At 71.5% G+C, this 13,998-nt stretch carries 17 protein-coding genes; 10 read left to right on the plus strand and 7 right to left on the minus strand.

Translation table 11 applies throughout. The annotated features are described in order from the left end of the window. Positions 1 to 29: 29 nt before the first annotated feature. Together meaB and ACFZCD_RS12550 are read left to right on the plus strand one after the other, a co-directional pair. Positions 30 to 986, plus strand: coding sequence for a methylmalonyl Co-A mutase-associated GTPase MeaB (meaB, locus tag ACFZCD_RS12545; protein WP_391829833.1), 957 nt, complete (start codon positions 30 to 32; stop codon positions 984 to 986). Between the two features lie 183 nt (positions 987 to 1,169). Then, positions 1,170 to 3,068, plus strand: coding sequence for a transglycosylase domain-containing protein (locus ACFZCD_RS12550; protein WP_391829835.1), 1,899 nt, complete (start codon positions 1,170 to 1,172; stop codon positions 3,066 to 3,068). A gap of 29 nt (positions 3,069 to 3,097) precedes the next feature. Here ACFZCD_RS12550 and ACFZCD_RS12555 read toward each other — a convergent pair whose 3' ends face one another. The 4 genes from ACFZCD_RS12555 to ACFZCD_RS12570 all read right to left on the minus strand — a co-directional run bounded on the left by ACFZCD_RS12555 (position 3,098) and on the right by ACFZCD_RS12570 (position 5,723). Further along, positions 3,098 to 3,574 carry a MarR family winged helix-turn-helix transcriptional regulator gene (locus ACFZCD_RS12555; protein WP_391830363.1) on the minus strand — a complete coding sequence of 159 codons (477 nt, stop codon included), beginning with the start codon at positions 3,572 to 3,574 and terminating at the stop codon, positions 3,098 to 3,100. A 99-nt stretch (positions 3,575 to 3,673) separates the two neighbouring features. Then, positions 3,674 to 4,438: an AIM24 family protein gene (locus ACFZCD_RS12560; RefSeq protein WP_391829837.1), complete on the minus strand. Its 765-nt coding sequence runs from the start codon at positions 4,436 to 4,438 to the stop codon at positions 3,674 to 3,676. Further along, entirely contained in the window at positions 4,435 to 5,085 is a 651-nt protein-coding gene (locus ACFZCD_RS12565; RefSeq protein WP_391829839.1) for an AIM24 family protein, read from the minus strand. The genes ACFZCD_RS12560 and ACFZCD_RS12565 overlap by 4 nt, the downstream gene beginning before the upstream one ends. Then, entirely contained in the window at positions 5,085 to 5,723 is a 639-nt protein-coding gene (locus ACFZCD_RS12570) for an AIM24 family protein (RefSeq protein WP_391829841.1), read from the minus strand. The genes ACFZCD_RS12565 and ACFZCD_RS12570 overlap by 1 nt, the downstream gene beginning before the upstream one ends. A 173-nt stretch (positions 5,724 to 5,896) precedes the next feature. On the opposite strand from ACFZCD_RS12570, the gene ACFZCD_RS12575 reads away from it, so the two are divergent. Continuing rightward, positions 5,897 to 6,241: a DUF3817 domain-containing protein gene (locus tag ACFZCD_RS12575; protein WP_391829843.1), complete on the plus strand. Its 345-nt coding sequence runs from the start codon at positions 5,897 to 5,899 to the stop codon at positions 6,239 to 6,241. After that, entirely contained in the window at positions 6,238 to 6,534 is a 297-nt protein-coding gene (locus tag ACFZCD_RS12580) for an MTH1187 family thiamine-binding protein (RefSeq protein ID WP_073792111.1), read from the plus strand. The genes ACFZCD_RS12575 and ACFZCD_RS12580 overlap by 4 nt, the downstream gene beginning before the upstream one ends. Before the next feature lie 62 nt (positions 6,535 to 6,596). Here ACFZCD_RS12580 and ACFZCD_RS12585 read toward each other — a convergent pair whose 3' ends face one another. Together ACFZCD_RS12585 and ACFZCD_RS12590 are read right to left on the minus strand one after the other, a co-directional pair. After that, a complete protein-coding gene (locus ACFZCD_RS12585; RefSeq protein WP_391829845.1) occupies positions 6,597 to 6,848 on the minus strand; it encodes a type II toxin-antitoxin system RelE/ParE family toxin in 252 nt (83 codons plus the stop codon). Continuing rightward, positions 6,845 to 7,099, minus strand: a complete 255-nt coding sequence (locus tag ACFZCD_RS12590; RefSeq protein WP_391829847.1) for a type II toxin-antitoxin system Phd/YefM family antitoxin — start codon at positions 7,097 to 7,099, stop codon at positions 6,845 to 6,847. Before ACFZCD_RS12590 ends, ACFZCD_RS12585 begins: the two co-directional genes overlap by 4 nt. 540 nt (positions 7,100 to 7,639) lie before the next feature. Between ACFZCD_RS12590 and ACFZCD_RS12595 the strand changes: the two genes are divergently transcribed. The 5 genes from ACFZCD_RS12595 to ACFZCD_RS12615 all read left to right on the plus strand — a co-directional run bounded on the left by ACFZCD_RS12595 (position 7,640) and on the right by ACFZCD_RS12615 (position 12,077). Continuing rightward, positions 7,640 to 8,857, plus strand: coding sequence for an MFS transporter (locus tag ACFZCD_RS12595; RefSeq protein WP_391829849.1), 1,218 nt, complete (start codon positions 7,640 to 7,642; stop codon positions 8,855 to 8,857). A 30-nt stretch (positions 8,858 to 8,887) separates the two neighbouring features. Then, complete coding sequence (locus tag ACFZCD_RS12600; protein WP_391829851.1) at positions 8,888 to 9,235, plus strand: hypothetical protein; 348 nt, start codon at positions 8,888 to 8,890, stop codon at positions 9,233 to 9,235. Between the two features lie 109 nt (positions 9,236 to 9,344). Beyond that, positions 9,345 to 9,866 carry a MarR family winged helix-turn-helix transcriptional regulator gene (locus tag ACFZCD_RS12605; protein WP_391829853.1) on the plus strand — a complete coding sequence of 174 codons (522 nt, stop codon included), beginning with the start codon at positions 9,345 to 9,347 and terminating at the stop codon, positions 9,864 to 9,866. A gap of 54 nt (positions 9,867 to 9,920) precedes the next feature. Further along, entirely contained in the window at positions 9,921 to 10,250 is a 330-nt protein-coding gene (locus tag ACFZCD_RS12610) for a DUF3817 domain-containing protein (RefSeq protein WP_391829855.1), read from the plus strand. A gap of 126 nt (positions 10,251 to 10,376) precedes the next feature. After that, positions 10,377 to 12,077: a methylmalonyl-CoA mutase gene (locus tag ACFZCD_RS12615; RefSeq protein ID WP_391829857.1), complete on the plus strand. Its 1,701-nt coding sequence runs from the start codon at positions 10,377 to 10,379 to the stop codon at positions 12,075 to 12,077. Here the strand turns inward: ACFZCD_RS12615 and ACFZCD_RS12620 are convergent. After that, a complete protein-coding gene (locus ACFZCD_RS12620; protein WP_391829859.1) occupies positions 12,053 to 12,703 on the minus strand; it encodes a TetR/AcrR family transcriptional regulator in 651 nt (216 codons plus the stop codon). The genes ACFZCD_RS12615 and ACFZCD_RS12620 overlap by 25 nt on opposite strands. Before the next feature lie 181 nt (positions 12,704 to 12,884). Between ACFZCD_RS12620 and ACFZCD_RS12625 the strand changes: the two genes are divergently transcribed. Beyond that, positions 12,885 to 13,853: a tetratricopeptide repeat protein gene (locus ACFZCD_RS12625; protein ID WP_391829861.1), complete on the plus strand. Its 969-nt coding sequence runs from the start codon at positions 12,885 to 12,887 to the stop codon at positions 13,851 to 13,853. Positions 13,854 to 13,998: the final 145 nt, after the last annotated feature.

Consider the following 13,998-nt stretch of genomic DNA (forward strand, 5'->3'; position numbering starts at 1 on the left):
GAGAGCCCCCTTACGAGAACGGAGCAGTGATGGTGGACGTCCCCGCACTGGTGGAGCAGGCCCGCGAGGGCAGGCCGAGGGCCGTGGCCCGGCTGATCTCCCTGGTGGAGGGGGCGTCCCCGCACCTGCGCGACGTCATGGCCGCCCTGGCCCCGCTGACCGGCGGCGCCTACGTCGTCGGCCTCACCGGCTCGCCCGGCGTCGGCAAGTCCACCTCCACGTCGGCGCTGGTCAGTGCGTACCGCCGGACGGGCAAGCGGGTCGGGGTGCTGGCCGTCGACCCGTCCTCGCCGTTCTCGGGCGGCGCCCTGCTCGGCGACCGCGTCCGCATGTCCGACCACGCCTCCGACCCCGGGGTGTACATCCGCTCCATGGCCACGCGCGGTCACCTGGGCGGCCTGGCCTGGGCGGCCCCGCAGGCGATCCGGGTGCTGGACGCGGCCGGGTGCGACGTGATCCTGGTGGAGACGGTGGGCGTCGGCCAGTCCGAGGTGGAGATCGCCTCCCAGGCCGACACGAGCGTGGTGCTGCTGGCGCCCGGCATGGGCGACGGGATCCAGGCCGCGAAGGCGGGCATCCTGGAGATCGGCGACGTCTACGTCGTCAACAAGGCCGACCGGGACGGTGCCGACGCCACGGCCCGCGAGCTCAACCACATGCTCGGCCTCGGCGAGGCCCGCGGGCCCGGCGACTGGCGGCCGCCCATCGTCAAGACGGTGGCCGCGCGCGGCGAGGGCACGGACGAGCTCGTCGAGGCGCTGGAGAAGCACCGGGCCTGGATGGAGGAGCGGGGCGTCCTGGCGGACCGCCGCACGGCCCGGGCCGCCCGCGAGGTCGAGACGATCGCGGTGACGGCCCTGCGCGAGCGCATCGGCGACCTGCACGGCGACCGGCGGCTGGACGCCCTGGCGGAGCGCATCGTGGCGGGCACGCTGGACCCCTACGCGGCGGCCGACGAGCTGGTGGCGGGGATCACGAACAGCTGAGCGCCCGGCGGCTGAGTGCCCGGCGGCCGCCGGGGCAAGCAGCACGCGCCCGGCCTTCCGCGCGCCGCTGCCGCCCCAGCACGTGAGTCCCGTCATGGAACGCTCACACGAATCGCCGAACCGGATCTTGCTCGGTGATCGTCTTCTACGACGTACCCCGTTCCCGTCGAGAGCGATCAGCCCTTGAGCAAGAACCGGCACAAGCTGCGTCCCCGCCGCCGTAAGACGGAGGAACCGGCGGCGGCACCCCGCAGGCGTTTCTTCGACTACCCCCGCCGCGGCAGAAGCGGCCCGCGCCGCTGGCTCCCGTCGTGGCGCCAGCTCCTGGGGTCGGTGCTCCTCCTCCTCGCCTGCGCGGCCGGCCTGTTCGCGTACGTCTACGTCACCGTCGGCATCCCCGACGAGAACGCGGCGGCCCGCCAGGAGGCCAACACCTATTACTGGTCGGACGGTTCGCAGCTGGCGAGCGTCGGCGAGGTCAACCGGACCGCCGTCCGGCTGTCGGACGTACCGGAGTCCGCGCAGAACGCCGTGATAGCCGCCGAGAACGAAAGCTTCTACAGCGACCGCGGCGTCTCGCTCAAGGGCATCCTGCGGGCCTTCGCCAGCACGGCGGGCGGCGAGGAGACCCAGGGCGGCTCCACCATCACCCAGCAGTACGTGAAGAACACCTACCTCTCCCAGGAGCAGACCGCCACCCGCAAGGTCAAGGAGCTGGTCATCGCCCTGAAGGTGGACCGGACCAAGAGCAAGCGGGAGATCCTGCAGGGCTACCTCAACACCAGCTGGTTCGGGCGCGGGGCGTACGGCATCGAGGCCGCGGCGCAGTCCTACTACGGCGTGCCCGCCAAGAAGCTGAATCCCAGTCAGGGAGCCATGCTCGCCGCCCTGTTGAAGGGAGCGGAACTCTACGACCCGTCCGTGAGCGAGAGCAACCACCAGCGGGCGCAGGAGCGCTGGAAGTGGATCCTCGACCGGGAGGTGCGGACCGGCCGGATGTCCCGGGCCGAGCGCGACACCTACCGGGCCTTCCCCGAGCCCCGCAAGCAGTCCGGCGCGGGCGGCCCCGGCGGTCAGACCGGCTACCTCGTCGACGTCGCCAACAAGTACATCAAGCAGCGCGCCATGCTCACCGAGCAGGACCTGGCCCACGGCGGCTACCGGATCCACACCACCTTCGACAAGGGCCGGACGCAGCAGCTGAAGAAGGCCGTCGACGGCGTCCTCGCCAAGGGCGTCGACCCGGGCAAGCGCCCGGACACCGACACGGACGTCCAGGCCGGGGCCGCCTCCGTACGCCCCTCGGACGGCGCCGTCCTCGCCCTCTACGGCGGGCCGGATGCCACGAAGCACTTCGCCAACAACGCCGACACCTCCGGCGTCCCCGCCGGCTCCGCCTTCAAGCCGTTCGTCCTGGCCGCCGCCCTGGAGGGCGGGACCGACCCGGACGGCTACTACGGCGCGGACGGCAAGCTGCGGTCCGGCGGGGACCCGGGACCCGACGACGACCACCCGACCCTGCGCCGGGCCCTGACCTCCGGCGGCAACGCGACGTACGTGCGCCTGGGCAAGGACACCGGCTACCAGCGGATCCGGGACACGGCCGTCCGCGCCGGGCTCCTCAAGAGCAGCCTGGCCGGGCCGGACGAGACCTTCCCCATCGGCTCGTCCACCCCGAGCGCCGTCCGGATGGCCGCCGCGTACGGCACCTTCGCGGGCGGGGGGCTGCAGAACGACCCCTATTCGGTGACCAAGGTCGTCAAGGACGGCGCCCCCGTGGGCGGCTTCGAGAGCCGCGCCAAGGCGAGGCGGGCCTTCGGGGAGGGGACCGCGGAGGCGGTCACGGAGGCCCTGCGCACCCCGGAGGGGCACGCGGCGGCGCGGACCGGCGACCAGGACCGCCTGAACTCGGCCTGGTACGTGGGCTACACCGGGAGCGGGTCCACGGCCGTCACGGTGTTCCGCACGAAACCGGACGGCGGCCCGCTCCTGCCGATGGCGGGAGTGGGCGGCGAGGACTCCCGGCGCGGCGCCGCCCTCCCGGCCCGCATCTGGGCGGACTACACCGGGGCACGCCCCTGACGGGGGCAGGGTGGGGCAGGGGGTGGGGCTCAGGCGCGGCCGCGGAGCGAGCGCAGGTGCTGGGCCACCGGGGCCAGGGAGGCGTACAGGGACTTGAGGTCGGCCTCGCCCAGGAGGTCGATGAAGTGCTCGCGCACCGAGGCGACGTGGTGCGGGGCGACCTGGCGCATGGTGTCCCAGCCGTGCTCGGTGAGGACGGCGTACAGGCCCCGGCGGTCGGACTCGCAGTTCTCGCGGCGGACCAGGCCCGCGTTCTCCATGCGGGTGATCTGGTGCGAGAGGCGGCTCTTCGACTGCAGGGTGGCGGTGGCGAGGTCGCTCATCCGCATGCGGTGGTCCTCGGACTCCGAGAGGTTGACCAGGATCTCGTAGTCGTTGTTGGTGAGGCCGAACGGCTGCAGGTCCCGTTCGAGCTGGTGCATCAGCAGACGGCTGACGTCCAGGTGGGCGCGCCAGGCGCGCTGTTCCTCTTCGCTGAGCCAGCGGGTGCCGTTCTCGGTGTCCATAGACATAGAGGAATTCTACCTAAGAAAGTTGAAAGATTAACTAGCCTGGGTGCGGAGTGTGAGGTCACACGTTCGACGTCACACTCCGCAGAGTACCGCTCACAGCCCGAAGCGGCGCTGGAGGTCTCCGAGCTGGCCCGGCATCCGGGGCATAGATGGCTGATTCGGCGGGGTTGCGTGCGGGACGCCCTCCTGCTCGGGGGTCGCCCCCGTGGGGATGTCGGCCATCAGCTGCTCCGTGGACTGCAGCAGCACCGTACCGGCACCCACGAACTCGAACTGGTGCTCCTCGCCCGAGGTGCCTCCCAGCCCCGTGAACCTCCGCACGCCGCCCACCACGCCGCGCAAGTACTGGTGGTCGTAGTGGTGGCAGGGGGAGGGGCAGTCCGCCCAGCCGACGAGCGCCTGCGGGTCCACCCGGATGGGCGGCTCGACGAAGACGACCGGGCCGTTGGACGCCGCCACGAACTTGCCCGTCCCGATGAGCGTCAGGAAGCCCGGGACGATCGACTGCTTGAGCGACAGCGACGGCTGGAAGGCCAGCAGATTGCCCGACCGCACCGTCAGATTGCCGTCCTCCAGATCGTAGGAGTTGACGTCGAAGCTGCGGTCGGCGAGCAGCATCTTGCCCTGGCCCTCGGCCACCACCCAGTCCGCGGCGTGCAGCGGCGAGTGGAAGCTGTGGGCGATGAGGCGGTCGAGCCGGCCGTGGCCGATGCCGTGGAAGTCGATGCGCCCGTAGTAGGCGATCATCTTGCCCTTCTGCAGGAACCACTGGCCCTTGAGGTCCACGCTGAAGGCGTACGGATTGACGTTGTCGTCGGCCGGCAGGGTGTGCGCGTCGTGGATGACCGGACCGTTCACAGCTTCTCCTCCGACGCCTGTACGTACACCGTGCCCTCGCCGGACAGCTCCAGCTGGAACGCCTCCCCGGAGCCGCGCCCCACCATCTCGCGCCAGCCGATCGCCGTGGACAGCTTGCTGCGGACCTCGCCGCGGTGCGCGACGTAGGCCTGCGGATCCACGTGCACCGGCCGCTGCGAGCGGATCGGCAGCTCGATGACGCCGCCGTGCGCCATCACGGCGACCGCGCCGTGGCCCTTCAGTGTCGTGGTGAACAGGCCCTGGCCGGTGACCTGCCCGCGGACCATGCCCATCACGCCGCCCTGCGAGCCCATGAACATCGTGCCCTGCTGCAGGGAGCCGTCGAAGGCGAGCAGGCGGTCCGCCTCCACGTAGAGCGTCTCGCCCGACAGCTCCACCACATGGACGTGGTGGCCGCCGTGGCCGAACATCACCGTGCCGCTGCCCTCCACCGTCATCAGCGGCGTGGCCTCGTTGGCGATGCGGCGGCCGATCATGCCCATCACGCCGCCCTGGCCGCCGGTGATGCTCGGGGTGAACGACACGTCGCCCTTGTAGGCGAGCATGGCGCCGCGCTGGCTGAAGAGACGCTGCCCGGGGGCGACCGTGGCCTCGACCATGCGGGAATTTAGGGGCCGGAACGGCATCAGACGTCACCTCCGAAGGTCGTGCGCTCGCTCGGCTGGACGTACACGAGGCCGTCCCCCTCGAAGCGGATCTGGAACGCCTCGCCCGAGCCCTCGCCGATGAACGTGCGGAAGTTGACCCCGGACTGGAAGTGCTGCTTGAGCTTGCCGGTGTGGGCTATGTACGCGCCCGGGTCGACCTGCAGGGGAGTGGACGGCGTCACCCGCAGGACGATCGCCGTGCCGTCCGACATGATCGCGGCCTGGCCCGAGCCCTCCACGGTCGTCGTGAACAGGCCGTTGCCCTGGGAGGCGCCGCGCAGGCCGGTGAAGGTCGTGCCGGTGCGCAGAGAGGCGTCGGCCGCGAGGAGGTTGCTCGCCTCCACGTAGAGCGTCTCGCCGCGCAGGGTGACGAGGTTGATCTCCGTGGCCCGGTCGGCGAAATAGCAGGTGCCGTGCCCCTTCACCTCCATCACTTCCATCTGCTCGCCGGTGAGCCGGCGCGTGACCATGCCACGGAGGCCGTCACCGCCGCCGGTCATTTTCCTGAACGTCATATCGCCCTCGTACGCGACCATCGACCCGTTCTTGGCCTTGACCGCGTCGCCCGTCAGGTCGACGGCGAGGACTTTGCTCCCCTGGAGCCGGAACTGTGCCACGGGAAGAAGCTAGCGGGCGGACATACCAGTCCAACAGGCCCTTGGTCCCGGAACGAACCCTGAACCGACCCGGATCGGGAGATCAACGGCGGGGCTGCGACAATGGACGGGCTTGTGAAAGCCCTCACAAGCAGTAGTCGTCCAGCCACTGACTCCCGAAGGTGCGTAACCCCGTGGACATCAAGACCGCCTCCGCCCTGCGCCGGCTCCGCCTGGTCTCCGCCCCGGAGGCCGTTTCCTTCCTCCTCCTCATCGTCTGCTCCGTCCTCAAGCGCACGACGGACTTCAACGCCGTCCCCGTCATGGGCGCCGTCCACGGCATCCTCTTCGTCATCTACGTCCTCTTCTGGCTGGACGCCTGGAACAAGACCAAGTGGCCCCTCAAGACCGCGGCCCTCTACTTCGTCCTCTCCGTCCTCCCCACCGGCGGCTTCTTCGCCGACCGCATGCTGCGCCGCGAGGCCGAGGCGAGCGTCATCGCCGCCCGCGCCCGCAAGGAGGGCGTGGTCAGCGCATGATCGTCGCCTTCTCGGTGTCGCCCCTGGGCGTGGGCGAGGACGTCGGCGAGTACGTGGCCGACGCGGTCCGGGTCGTCCGCGAATCCGGCCTCCCGAACCGCACGGACGCGATGTTCACCTCCGTCGAGGGCGAGTGGGACGAGGTCATGGACGTCGTCAAGCGCGCCGTAGCCGCCGTCGAGGCCCGCGCGGGCCGCGTCTCCCTCGTCCTGAAGGCGGACATCCGCCCGGGCGTGACGGACGGCCTGACGTCAAAGGTGGAAACGGTCGAGAGGTACCTCTCGGAGGGCTGATCCGGATCGTTGTGAACGGCCTGGCTGGGGCGCGGGTGCGCGCTCCGGCCAGGCCGTTAGTGTCAACCGATCCTTCCCACGTGGATGATCACGACGGTCACGGACGTTCCCGAGATCTCGTACAGGACCCTGTACCTGCCCGCATGTATCCGCCGGAGGTCGGGTGACCCGTACTCGACGGATCCGGCGGGCCTGGGGTCATCCGCCAAGAGGTCCACTGCACCGAAGAGCTGACGCAGCCCTTCTGGGTCGTCCTTGAGGAACCGGGTTGCCGCGTCGATCGCAGGCTCATCCCAGACGATCTGAAAGCTCACTCACGCTCCAGACCGAGTCGTGCTCGTACATCCTCGTGCGGGATGCCGACCGCCGTGCCGGCGGATTGCCGCTCGCGGTACAGAGCCAGGGCGAGGGCGTCCTCGATGTCGGCCAGTTCCTGCGGGTTGATCAGCACGGCGGCGGGCTGGCCGTGGTCGGTGATGGTGATGCGCTCGCGGGCGTGCGAGGCCCGGCGGACCAAGGCCCCGAAGCGAGCGCGTGCTTCAGTGATCGGCAATGTGTCACCCATGTACAGAAGTGTACAGTTCCCGCGACTTCTATGTCTGGTGGTTTGCGGCAGTGGCCCCGAGCACACCGGGGCGCCCCCCGTCCGAGAGCCGGTGAGCCGGCCGCCCCCGGCGTGCAGGCCAGTGAGCGGGTGAACTCCTCCCGGGCCACCGCCGGGTCCGTGGCTCGTACGCGTGCCAGTTCGTTCTCGATGGACTCCAGGGGCCCCTCGGGCGGCGGGCAGAGGAAGTCCGGGTGGTAGCCGCCGGCCGGCATCAGCAGGGACAGCAGGGTCAGGTCGAGCCCGGCCGCCGTCTCCCGCCCGCGCCGCACCCACGGCAGGTGGTAGCCGTGCCGCTCGGGGCGCAGCAGGGTGTAGAGGCACTGGTGGGTCTCCCACAGCGGGGAGATCCCGAACCGGCAGCGCAGCAGGTCATCCGGCTCGAAGCGCATGTGCAGCGGCATGGCGGCCACCCTTCCGGCCGCCTCCACCGGCGCCCATTCCTTCGGCTGGAGGCGAAAGAGTAGGGGGCGTGCCGGCCGGCCGCGCACCATTCCGCGCATGTCATTCACAGCCGAATCCATAGTCGGCGCCTCCGCCGGCTACCGCGCCGTCTTCGCGGTGCGCGAGTTCCGGGCCGTGTTCGCCGCGCACCTGTTGTCCCTCCTCGGGCTCGTCGTGGGGGAGATCGCCCTGTCCGTGCTCGTCTACCGGGTGACCGGATCGCCGCTGCTCAGTGCGCTGGCCTTCGCGATGGGGTTCCTGCCCTACCTCCTCGGCGGGACGCTGCTCGCCGGCGTTGCGGACCGCTTTCCGGCCCGCCGGGTGCTCGTCGCCGGCAACCTGTTCTGCGCGGCGAGCGCGGCGGTGACCACGCTGCCGGGGGCGCCGGTGGCCGTGCTGCTCGCGATGCGCTGCCTCAGCGCCCTGGCCGGGCCCGTTCTCGCCGGGACGCGATCGGCCACGCTCGGGGACGTGCTCGGCGAGGGGGACCTGTTCGTCCTCGGCCGGTCGCTGATCCGGATCGTCACGCAGGGCGCGCAGCTCGCGGGGTTCGCGGTGGGCGGGCTGCTGCTGACGGCCGTTCCCCCGCGCACAGCCCTTCTCGCCACGGTCGCCGGCTTCCTCTCCGCCGCGCTGCTGCTGCGCTTCGGGACGCGGCGGCGGCCAGGGCGCGCGGCCGCGGGAGAGGCCGTGGTCCGGGGCTCGCTGTCCGGCGCCCGCCGGCTCCTCGCGGACCGCCGCACCCGCGCCCTGCTGCTCCTCTCCTGGCTCCCGCCGTTCTTCCTCGTCGCACCGGAGTCCCTCGCCGCGCCCTACGCGGACGAGATCGGCGCCGGCACGGTGGGCGTGGGGCTGCTGATGTGCGGAATGCCCGTGGGAACGATCGCCGGGGAGGTGCTGGCCGGCTCGCTGCTGGGCCCGCGGGGCCGTGAGCGCATCACCCTGCCGCTGGTGGCCGTGCTCCTGCTGCCGTTCCTGCTGTACGCGCTGAAGCCCTCGCTCGGCTGGGCCCTGTTCGCGGTCGGGCTGGCCGGCCTGGGGGCGGCGTACACGCTCGGGCTCGACCAGTGGTTCGTCGCCGCGGTGCCCGAGGAACTGCGCGGGCGGGCCATGACGTTGCAGACGGCGGGCACCATGACGATCCAGGGGCTGGGCATGGCGTTCGCCGGCGCGGCGGCCGAGTGGGCGCCGGTGCACTGGGTCGTGGCGGCCGCCGGAGTGGCCGGGACGCTGGTGGTCGGGGGAGTCGTGCGGCTTGTCGTAGGCTCGGCTTGATCCACGATCAAGCCCACAGGGGGAGTTGCCATGCTCGACGTGTTCACCGGCGGGTCCAGGAAGTCCGGCGCCGACTTCGAGGTCGTGGTGTTGCGGGACTCGCACGCGGCCGCCGCGGCGATACGCGAGGCGCTGGCCGGTGCCGGCGCCGAGGAGCGGCCCGGGCTGGAGCGCGCCGCCGCGCTGATCGCCGAGCACGCGGCCCGTCCCGAGCGCGAGGTGCGGGCGGAGTGGGTGCGCGGGATCCTCGCCGAGGCGGGCGTCGACGCCCGCACCCAGGAGCTTCACGCGATCAAGGCGCTGCGCAAGGCCGAGCGCGGGCTGAGCCTGGCGACGGCGGTGCGGCTGGTGCGCGAGGCGGCGGAGACGGCGGAGTGACGCTGGAGTGACGGCGGGGCCGGGGAGCCGGGGCGGCCCGTACCGTCCGGACCGTCCGGGATCCGAGATGCGCCGGGCCACGATATGACTCAGCGATAGGCTCGGGACCGTGCCCAAGCCGCTCAGCCTCCCCTTCGACCCCATCGCCCGAGCCGACGAGCTCTGGAAGCAGCGCTGGGGCTCCGTGCCGTCGATGGCCGCGATCACGTCGATCATGCGGGCCCAGCAGATCCTGCTGGGCCAGGTCGACGCGGTGGTCAAGCCGTACGGGCTGACGTTCGCGCGCTACGAGGCGCTGGTGCTGCTGACGTTCAGCAAGGCCGGCGAGCTGCCGATGTCGAAGATCGGCGAGCGCCTGATGGTGCATCCGACGTCGGTGACCAACACGGTCGACCGGCTGGTGGCCTCCGGGCTCGTCGCCAAGCGGCCCAACCCCAAGGACGGCCGCGGCACGCTCGCGTCGATCACGGAGAAGGGGCGTGAGGTGGTCGACGCGGCCACGCGCGACCTGATGGCGATGGACTTCGGCCTGGGGGCGTACGGGGCGGAGGAGTGCGGGGAGATCTTCGAGATGCTGCGGCCCCTGCGGGTGGCGGCGGGCGATTTCCCGGCCGAGGAAGCGGAGAAGTAGCCCCCGGGCGGGGCGGCGAAGATCGGCCCGGAACGGCCGGTTACGCTCGTTGTCATGAAGAAGAGCGTCCTGACCCGATACCGCATCATGGCCTACGCCACTGCCGTGATGCTGCTGGTGCTCTGCGCGAGCATGGTCCTCAAGTACGGCTTCGACACGGGCGCGAACGCCACCCTCGTGATCTCCCAGATCCACGGCGTGCTCTTCATCATCTACCTGGTCTTCGCCTTCGACCTCGGCTCGAAGGCGCGCTGGAAGTTCGGCAAGCTGCTGTGGGTGCTGGTCTCCGGCACCATTCCGACCGCCGCGTTCTTCGTCGAGCGGCAGGTCGTGCGCGAGATCGAGCCCCTGCTGGAGGGGGCGCCCGCGCAGGCGACCGCCTGACGCCCCCGGCGAACGCCGGAAAACCGCGCCGCGCCCCGGACACCCCTTGTGTTCGGGGCGCTCTTGCGCGACGATTTACTAGGACGTCCTACTAAATCTGGGGCGCGGAGAGGTGGACGACAGCACATGGACGCAGCAGCCATCGAGGCCGGTCGCGGCCGCTGGCAGGAGCGCTACGACGCGGCCCGCAAGCGGGACGCCGACTTCACGACCCTCTCCGGCGACGAGGTCGCGCCCGTCTACGGCCCCCGCCCCGGCGACGCGTACGAGGGCTTCGAGCGGATCGGCTGGCCGGGGGAGTACCCCTTCACCCGCGGCCTGTACGCCACGGGCTACCGCGGCCGCACGTGGACGATCCGCCAGTTCGCCGGCTTCGGCAACGCCGAGCAGACCAACGAGCGCTACAAGATGATCCTCGCCAACGGCGGCGGCGGTCTCAGCGTGGCCTTCGACATGCCCACCCTCATGGGCCGCGACTCCGACGACCCGCGCTCGCTGGGCGAGGTGGGCCACTGCGGCGTCGCCATCGACTCCGCCGCCGACATGGAGGTCCTCTTCAAGGACATCCCCCTCGGCGACGTGACGACGTCGATGACGATCAGCGGTCCCGCCGTCCCGGTCTTCTGCATGTACCTGGTGGCCGCCGAGCGGCAGGGCGTCGACCCCGCCGTGCTCAACGGCACGCTCCAGACGGACATCTTCAAGGAGTACATCGCGCAGAAGGAGTGGCTCTTCCCGCCGGAGCCCCACCTGCGCCTCATCGGCGACCTGATGGAGCACTGCAGCCGCACCATCCCCGCCTACAAGCCCCTGTCCGTCTCCGGCTACCACATCCGGGAGGCCGGGGCCACGGCCGCGCAGGAGCTCGCGTACACCCTGGCCGACGGCTTCGGGTACGTGGAGCTCGGGCTGAGCCGCGGCCTCGACGTCGACACCTTCGCGCCCGGCCTGTCCTTCTTCTTCGACGCCCACGTCGACTTCTTCGAGGAGATCGCCAAGTTCCGCGCGGCCCGCCGCATCTGGGCCCGCTGGATGAAGGAGGTCTACGGCGCCCGGTCCGAGAAGGCGCAGTGGCTGCGCTTCCACACCCAGACCGCCGGTGTCTCGCTGACCGCCCAGCAGCCGTACAACAACGTCGTGCGGACGGCCGTGGAGGCCCTCGCCGCCGTCCTCGGCGGGACGAACTCCCTGCACACCAACGCCCTCGACGAGACCCTCGCCCTCCCCAGCGAGCAGGCCGCGGAGATCGCCCTGCGCACCCAGCAGGTGCTGATGGAGGAGACCGGCGTCGCGAACGTCGCCGACCCCCTCGGCGGCTCCTGGTACGTGGAGCAGCTCACCGACCGGATCGAGGCGGACGCCGAGAAGATCTTCGAGCAGATAAGGGAGCGGGGCACACGGGCCCACCCCGACGGCAAGCACCCCATCGGCCCCATCACCTCCGGCATCCTGCGCGGCATCGAGGACGGCTGGTTCACCGGCGAGATCGCCGAGAGCGCGTTCCGCTACCAGCAGGCGCTGGAGAAGGGCGACAAGCGGGTCGTCGGCGTCAACTGCCACCACGGCTCGGTGACGGGCGACCTGGAGATCCTGCGCGTCAGCCACGAGGTGGAGCGCGAGCAGGTCCGCGTGCTGGCCGGGCGCAAGGCCGGCCGGGACGACGCCCGCGTACGGGCCTCCCTGGAGGCCATGCTGGCCGCCGCCCGCGACGGGTCGAACATGATCGGGCCGATGCTGGAGGCCGTCCGGGCCGAGGCGACGCTCGGCGAGATCTGCGACGCCCTGCGGGACGAGTGGGGGATCTACGTGGAGCCGGCCGGTTTCTGAGTCGCGACCGCCAGCCCTCCCACCACCAGCGCGGCGAACCGGCCCGCCCACTCCGGGTCCACCGGCTCCGCGCTGACCAGGGTGCGGTGCACCACCGCGCCCGCGATCACATCGAAGATCAGGTCCGCGTTGCGGGCTGCCGAGGCGGGGTCCTCCTCGTCCGGCAGCTCGCCGCGGACCTGTGCCCGTTCGCGCCCCAGCAGCACCAGCCGCTTCTGGCGGTCCACGATGGCGCTGCGGATCCGGGTCCGCAGCGCCTCGTCGCGCGTGGACTCCGCCACGACGGCCATCAGCGCCGTCTTCGTCTCCGGCCGCTCCAGCAGCGCGGCGAACTGCAGCACCACGCCCTCGATGTCGGCCTGGAGGCCGCCCCGGTCGGGGAGTTCGAGGTGCTCGTCGAAGAGCGCCGCCACGGCGTCCACGACGAGCTCGTTCTTGCCCGCCCAGCGCCGGTAGAGCGTGGTCTTGGCGACGCCCGCACGGGCGGCCACGTCGCTCATCGTCAGCTTTCCCCAGCCCAGCTCGACCAGCGCGGCGCGCGTCGCGTCGAGGATCGCGCGGTCGGCCTCGGGGCTGCGCGGGCGGCCGGTGCGGCGCGGCGCGGGGGAGGAGGCGGTGGAGCTCATGGCACCGGACCCTACCGCCGGGTAGGCCCGGTGGCGGGAGGGGCTTGCGGAGGGGGAGGGGGTTGCAGTTACGCTACGGCTCGTAGCGTAAGAGCGACAACCACGGACGCCGGGTGGGGACCCGGTGTCGCACGCCACCGCTATTTTTCCGGTTCGCGCGCGGAGGGGGGAGGATGGGCCCATGCAGCCACGGAACATGTCCATGAGTGGAGTGGTCGACCTCGCCGCGGTGAAGGCGGCCGGGGAAGCCAAGCAGAAGGCGGAGCAGGCGCGCGCCGAGGCCGCCCGGAAGGGCACGCCGCCCGCCGCCGCGGGCCGTCTGGTCTTCGACGCCGACGAGGCCGGCTTCGAGACGCAGGTCCTGCAGCGCTCCGCCGAGGTGCCCGTCGTCATCGACTTCTGGGCCGACTGGTGCGAGCCGTGCAAGCAGCTCGGCCCGCTGCTGGAGCGGCTGGCGGCCGAGTACGCGGGCCGTTTCGTGCTCGCCAAGGTCGACGTCGAGGCCAATCAGCTGCTCTTCCAGCAGTTCGGCGTGCAGTCGATCCCCGCGGTCTTCGCGGTGGTGGCGGGCCAGGCCCTGCCGCTGTTCCAGGGCGCCGCGCCGGAGGCGCAGATCCGTCAGGTGCTGGACCAGCTGGTGCAGGTGGCGGAGCAGCGCTTCGGCATCGTGGGCGCGCCGGTCTCCGCGGAGGGCGCCGAGGAGGGTGCGGCGGAGCCGCAGCAGCCGGCCGGTCCGTACGACGGCGTGCTGAGCCTGGCGCACGAGGCGCTGGACAAGGGCGACCTGAGCGGCGCCGTCCAGGCGTACAAGAACGTGCTGGCCGATGACCCGGGCAACCCGGAGGCGAAGCTGGGCCTCGCGCAGGCCGAGCTGCTCCAGCGCGTCCAGGGCGTCGACCCGCAGGCGGTCCGCAAGGCCGCCGCGGAGGGTCCCGGTGATGTGCAGGCGCAGATCGCCGCGGCCGACCTGGATCTGGTGGGCGGTCATGTCGAGGACGCTTTCGGCCGTCTCATCGACACGGTCAGGCGCACGGCGGGCGAGGACCGGAACGCGGCCCGCGTGCGGCTGCTGGAGCTCTTCGAGGTGATCGGGGCGGACGACCCGCGGGTGAGTGCCGCGCGGACCGCGCTCTCTCGCGCGCTGTTCTGACCCACATGACCCAGCGGCATCGCTTTACCAAAACTTGGTAAACGGGGCCGCCGTTACTGCGAGTAAGGAAAACCCGGGCTTTCGCCCGGGTTTTTCGTTTTACCTCCCCTTCTTTCCGGGCACGGTGCGGCGACCTCGCGCGGCC

The sequence above is a fragment of the Streptomyces sp. NPDC008001 genome (assembly GCF_042958085.1).
Lineage (GTDB): Bacteria > Actinomycetota > Actinomycetes > Streptomycetales > Streptomycetaceae > Streptomyces.

Excerpts from the sequence above, each read along its gene's own strand:
- meaB (WP_391829833.1), top strand. The coding sequence starts at position 30 with ATGGTGGACGTCCCCGCACTGGTGGAGCAGGCCCGCGAGGGCAGGCCG.
- ACFZCD_RS12595 (WP_391829849.1), top strand. The coding sequence starts at position 7,640 with ATGTCATTCACAGCCGAATCCATAGTCGGCGCCTCCGCCGGCTACCGC.
- ACFZCD_RS12555 (WP_391830363.1), bottom strand. The coding sequence starts at position 3,574 with ATGGACACCGAGAACGGCACCCGCTGGCTCAGCGAAGAGGAACAGCGC.
- ACFZCD_RS12590 (WP_391829847.1), bottom strand. The coding sequence starts at position 7,099 with ATGGGTGACACATTGCCGATCACTGAAGCACGCGCTCGCTTCGGGGCC.
- ACFZCD_RS12615 (WP_391829857.1), top strand. The coding sequence starts at position 10,377 with ATGGACGCAGCAGCCATCGAGGCCGGTCGCGGCCGCTGGCAGGAGCGC.
- ACFZCD_RS12580 (WP_073792111.1), top strand. The coding sequence starts at position 6,238 with ATGATCGTCGCCTTCTCGGTGTCGCCCCTGGGCGTGGGCGAGGACGTC.
- ACFZCD_RS12565 (WP_391829839.1), bottom strand. The coding sequence starts at position 5,085 with ATGCCGTTCCGGCCCCTAAATTCCCGCATGGTCGAGGCCACGGTCGCC.
- ACFZCD_RS12625 (WP_391829861.1), top strand. The coding sequence starts at position 12,885 with ATGCAGCCACGGAACATGTCCATGAGTGGAGTGGTCGACCTCGCCGCG.
- ACFZCD_RS12620 (WP_391829859.1), bottom strand. The coding sequence starts at position 12,703 with ATGAGCTCCACCGCCTCCTCCCCCGCGCCGCGCCGCACCGGCCGCCCG.
- ACFZCD_RS12610 (WP_391829855.1), top strand. The coding sequence starts at position 9,921 with ATGAAGAAGAGCGTCCTGACCCGATACCGCATCATGGCCTACGCCACT.
- ACFZCD_RS12600 (WP_391829851.1), top strand. The coding sequence starts at position 8,888 with ATGCTCGACGTGTTCACCGGCGGGTCCAGGAAGTCCGGCGCCGACTTC.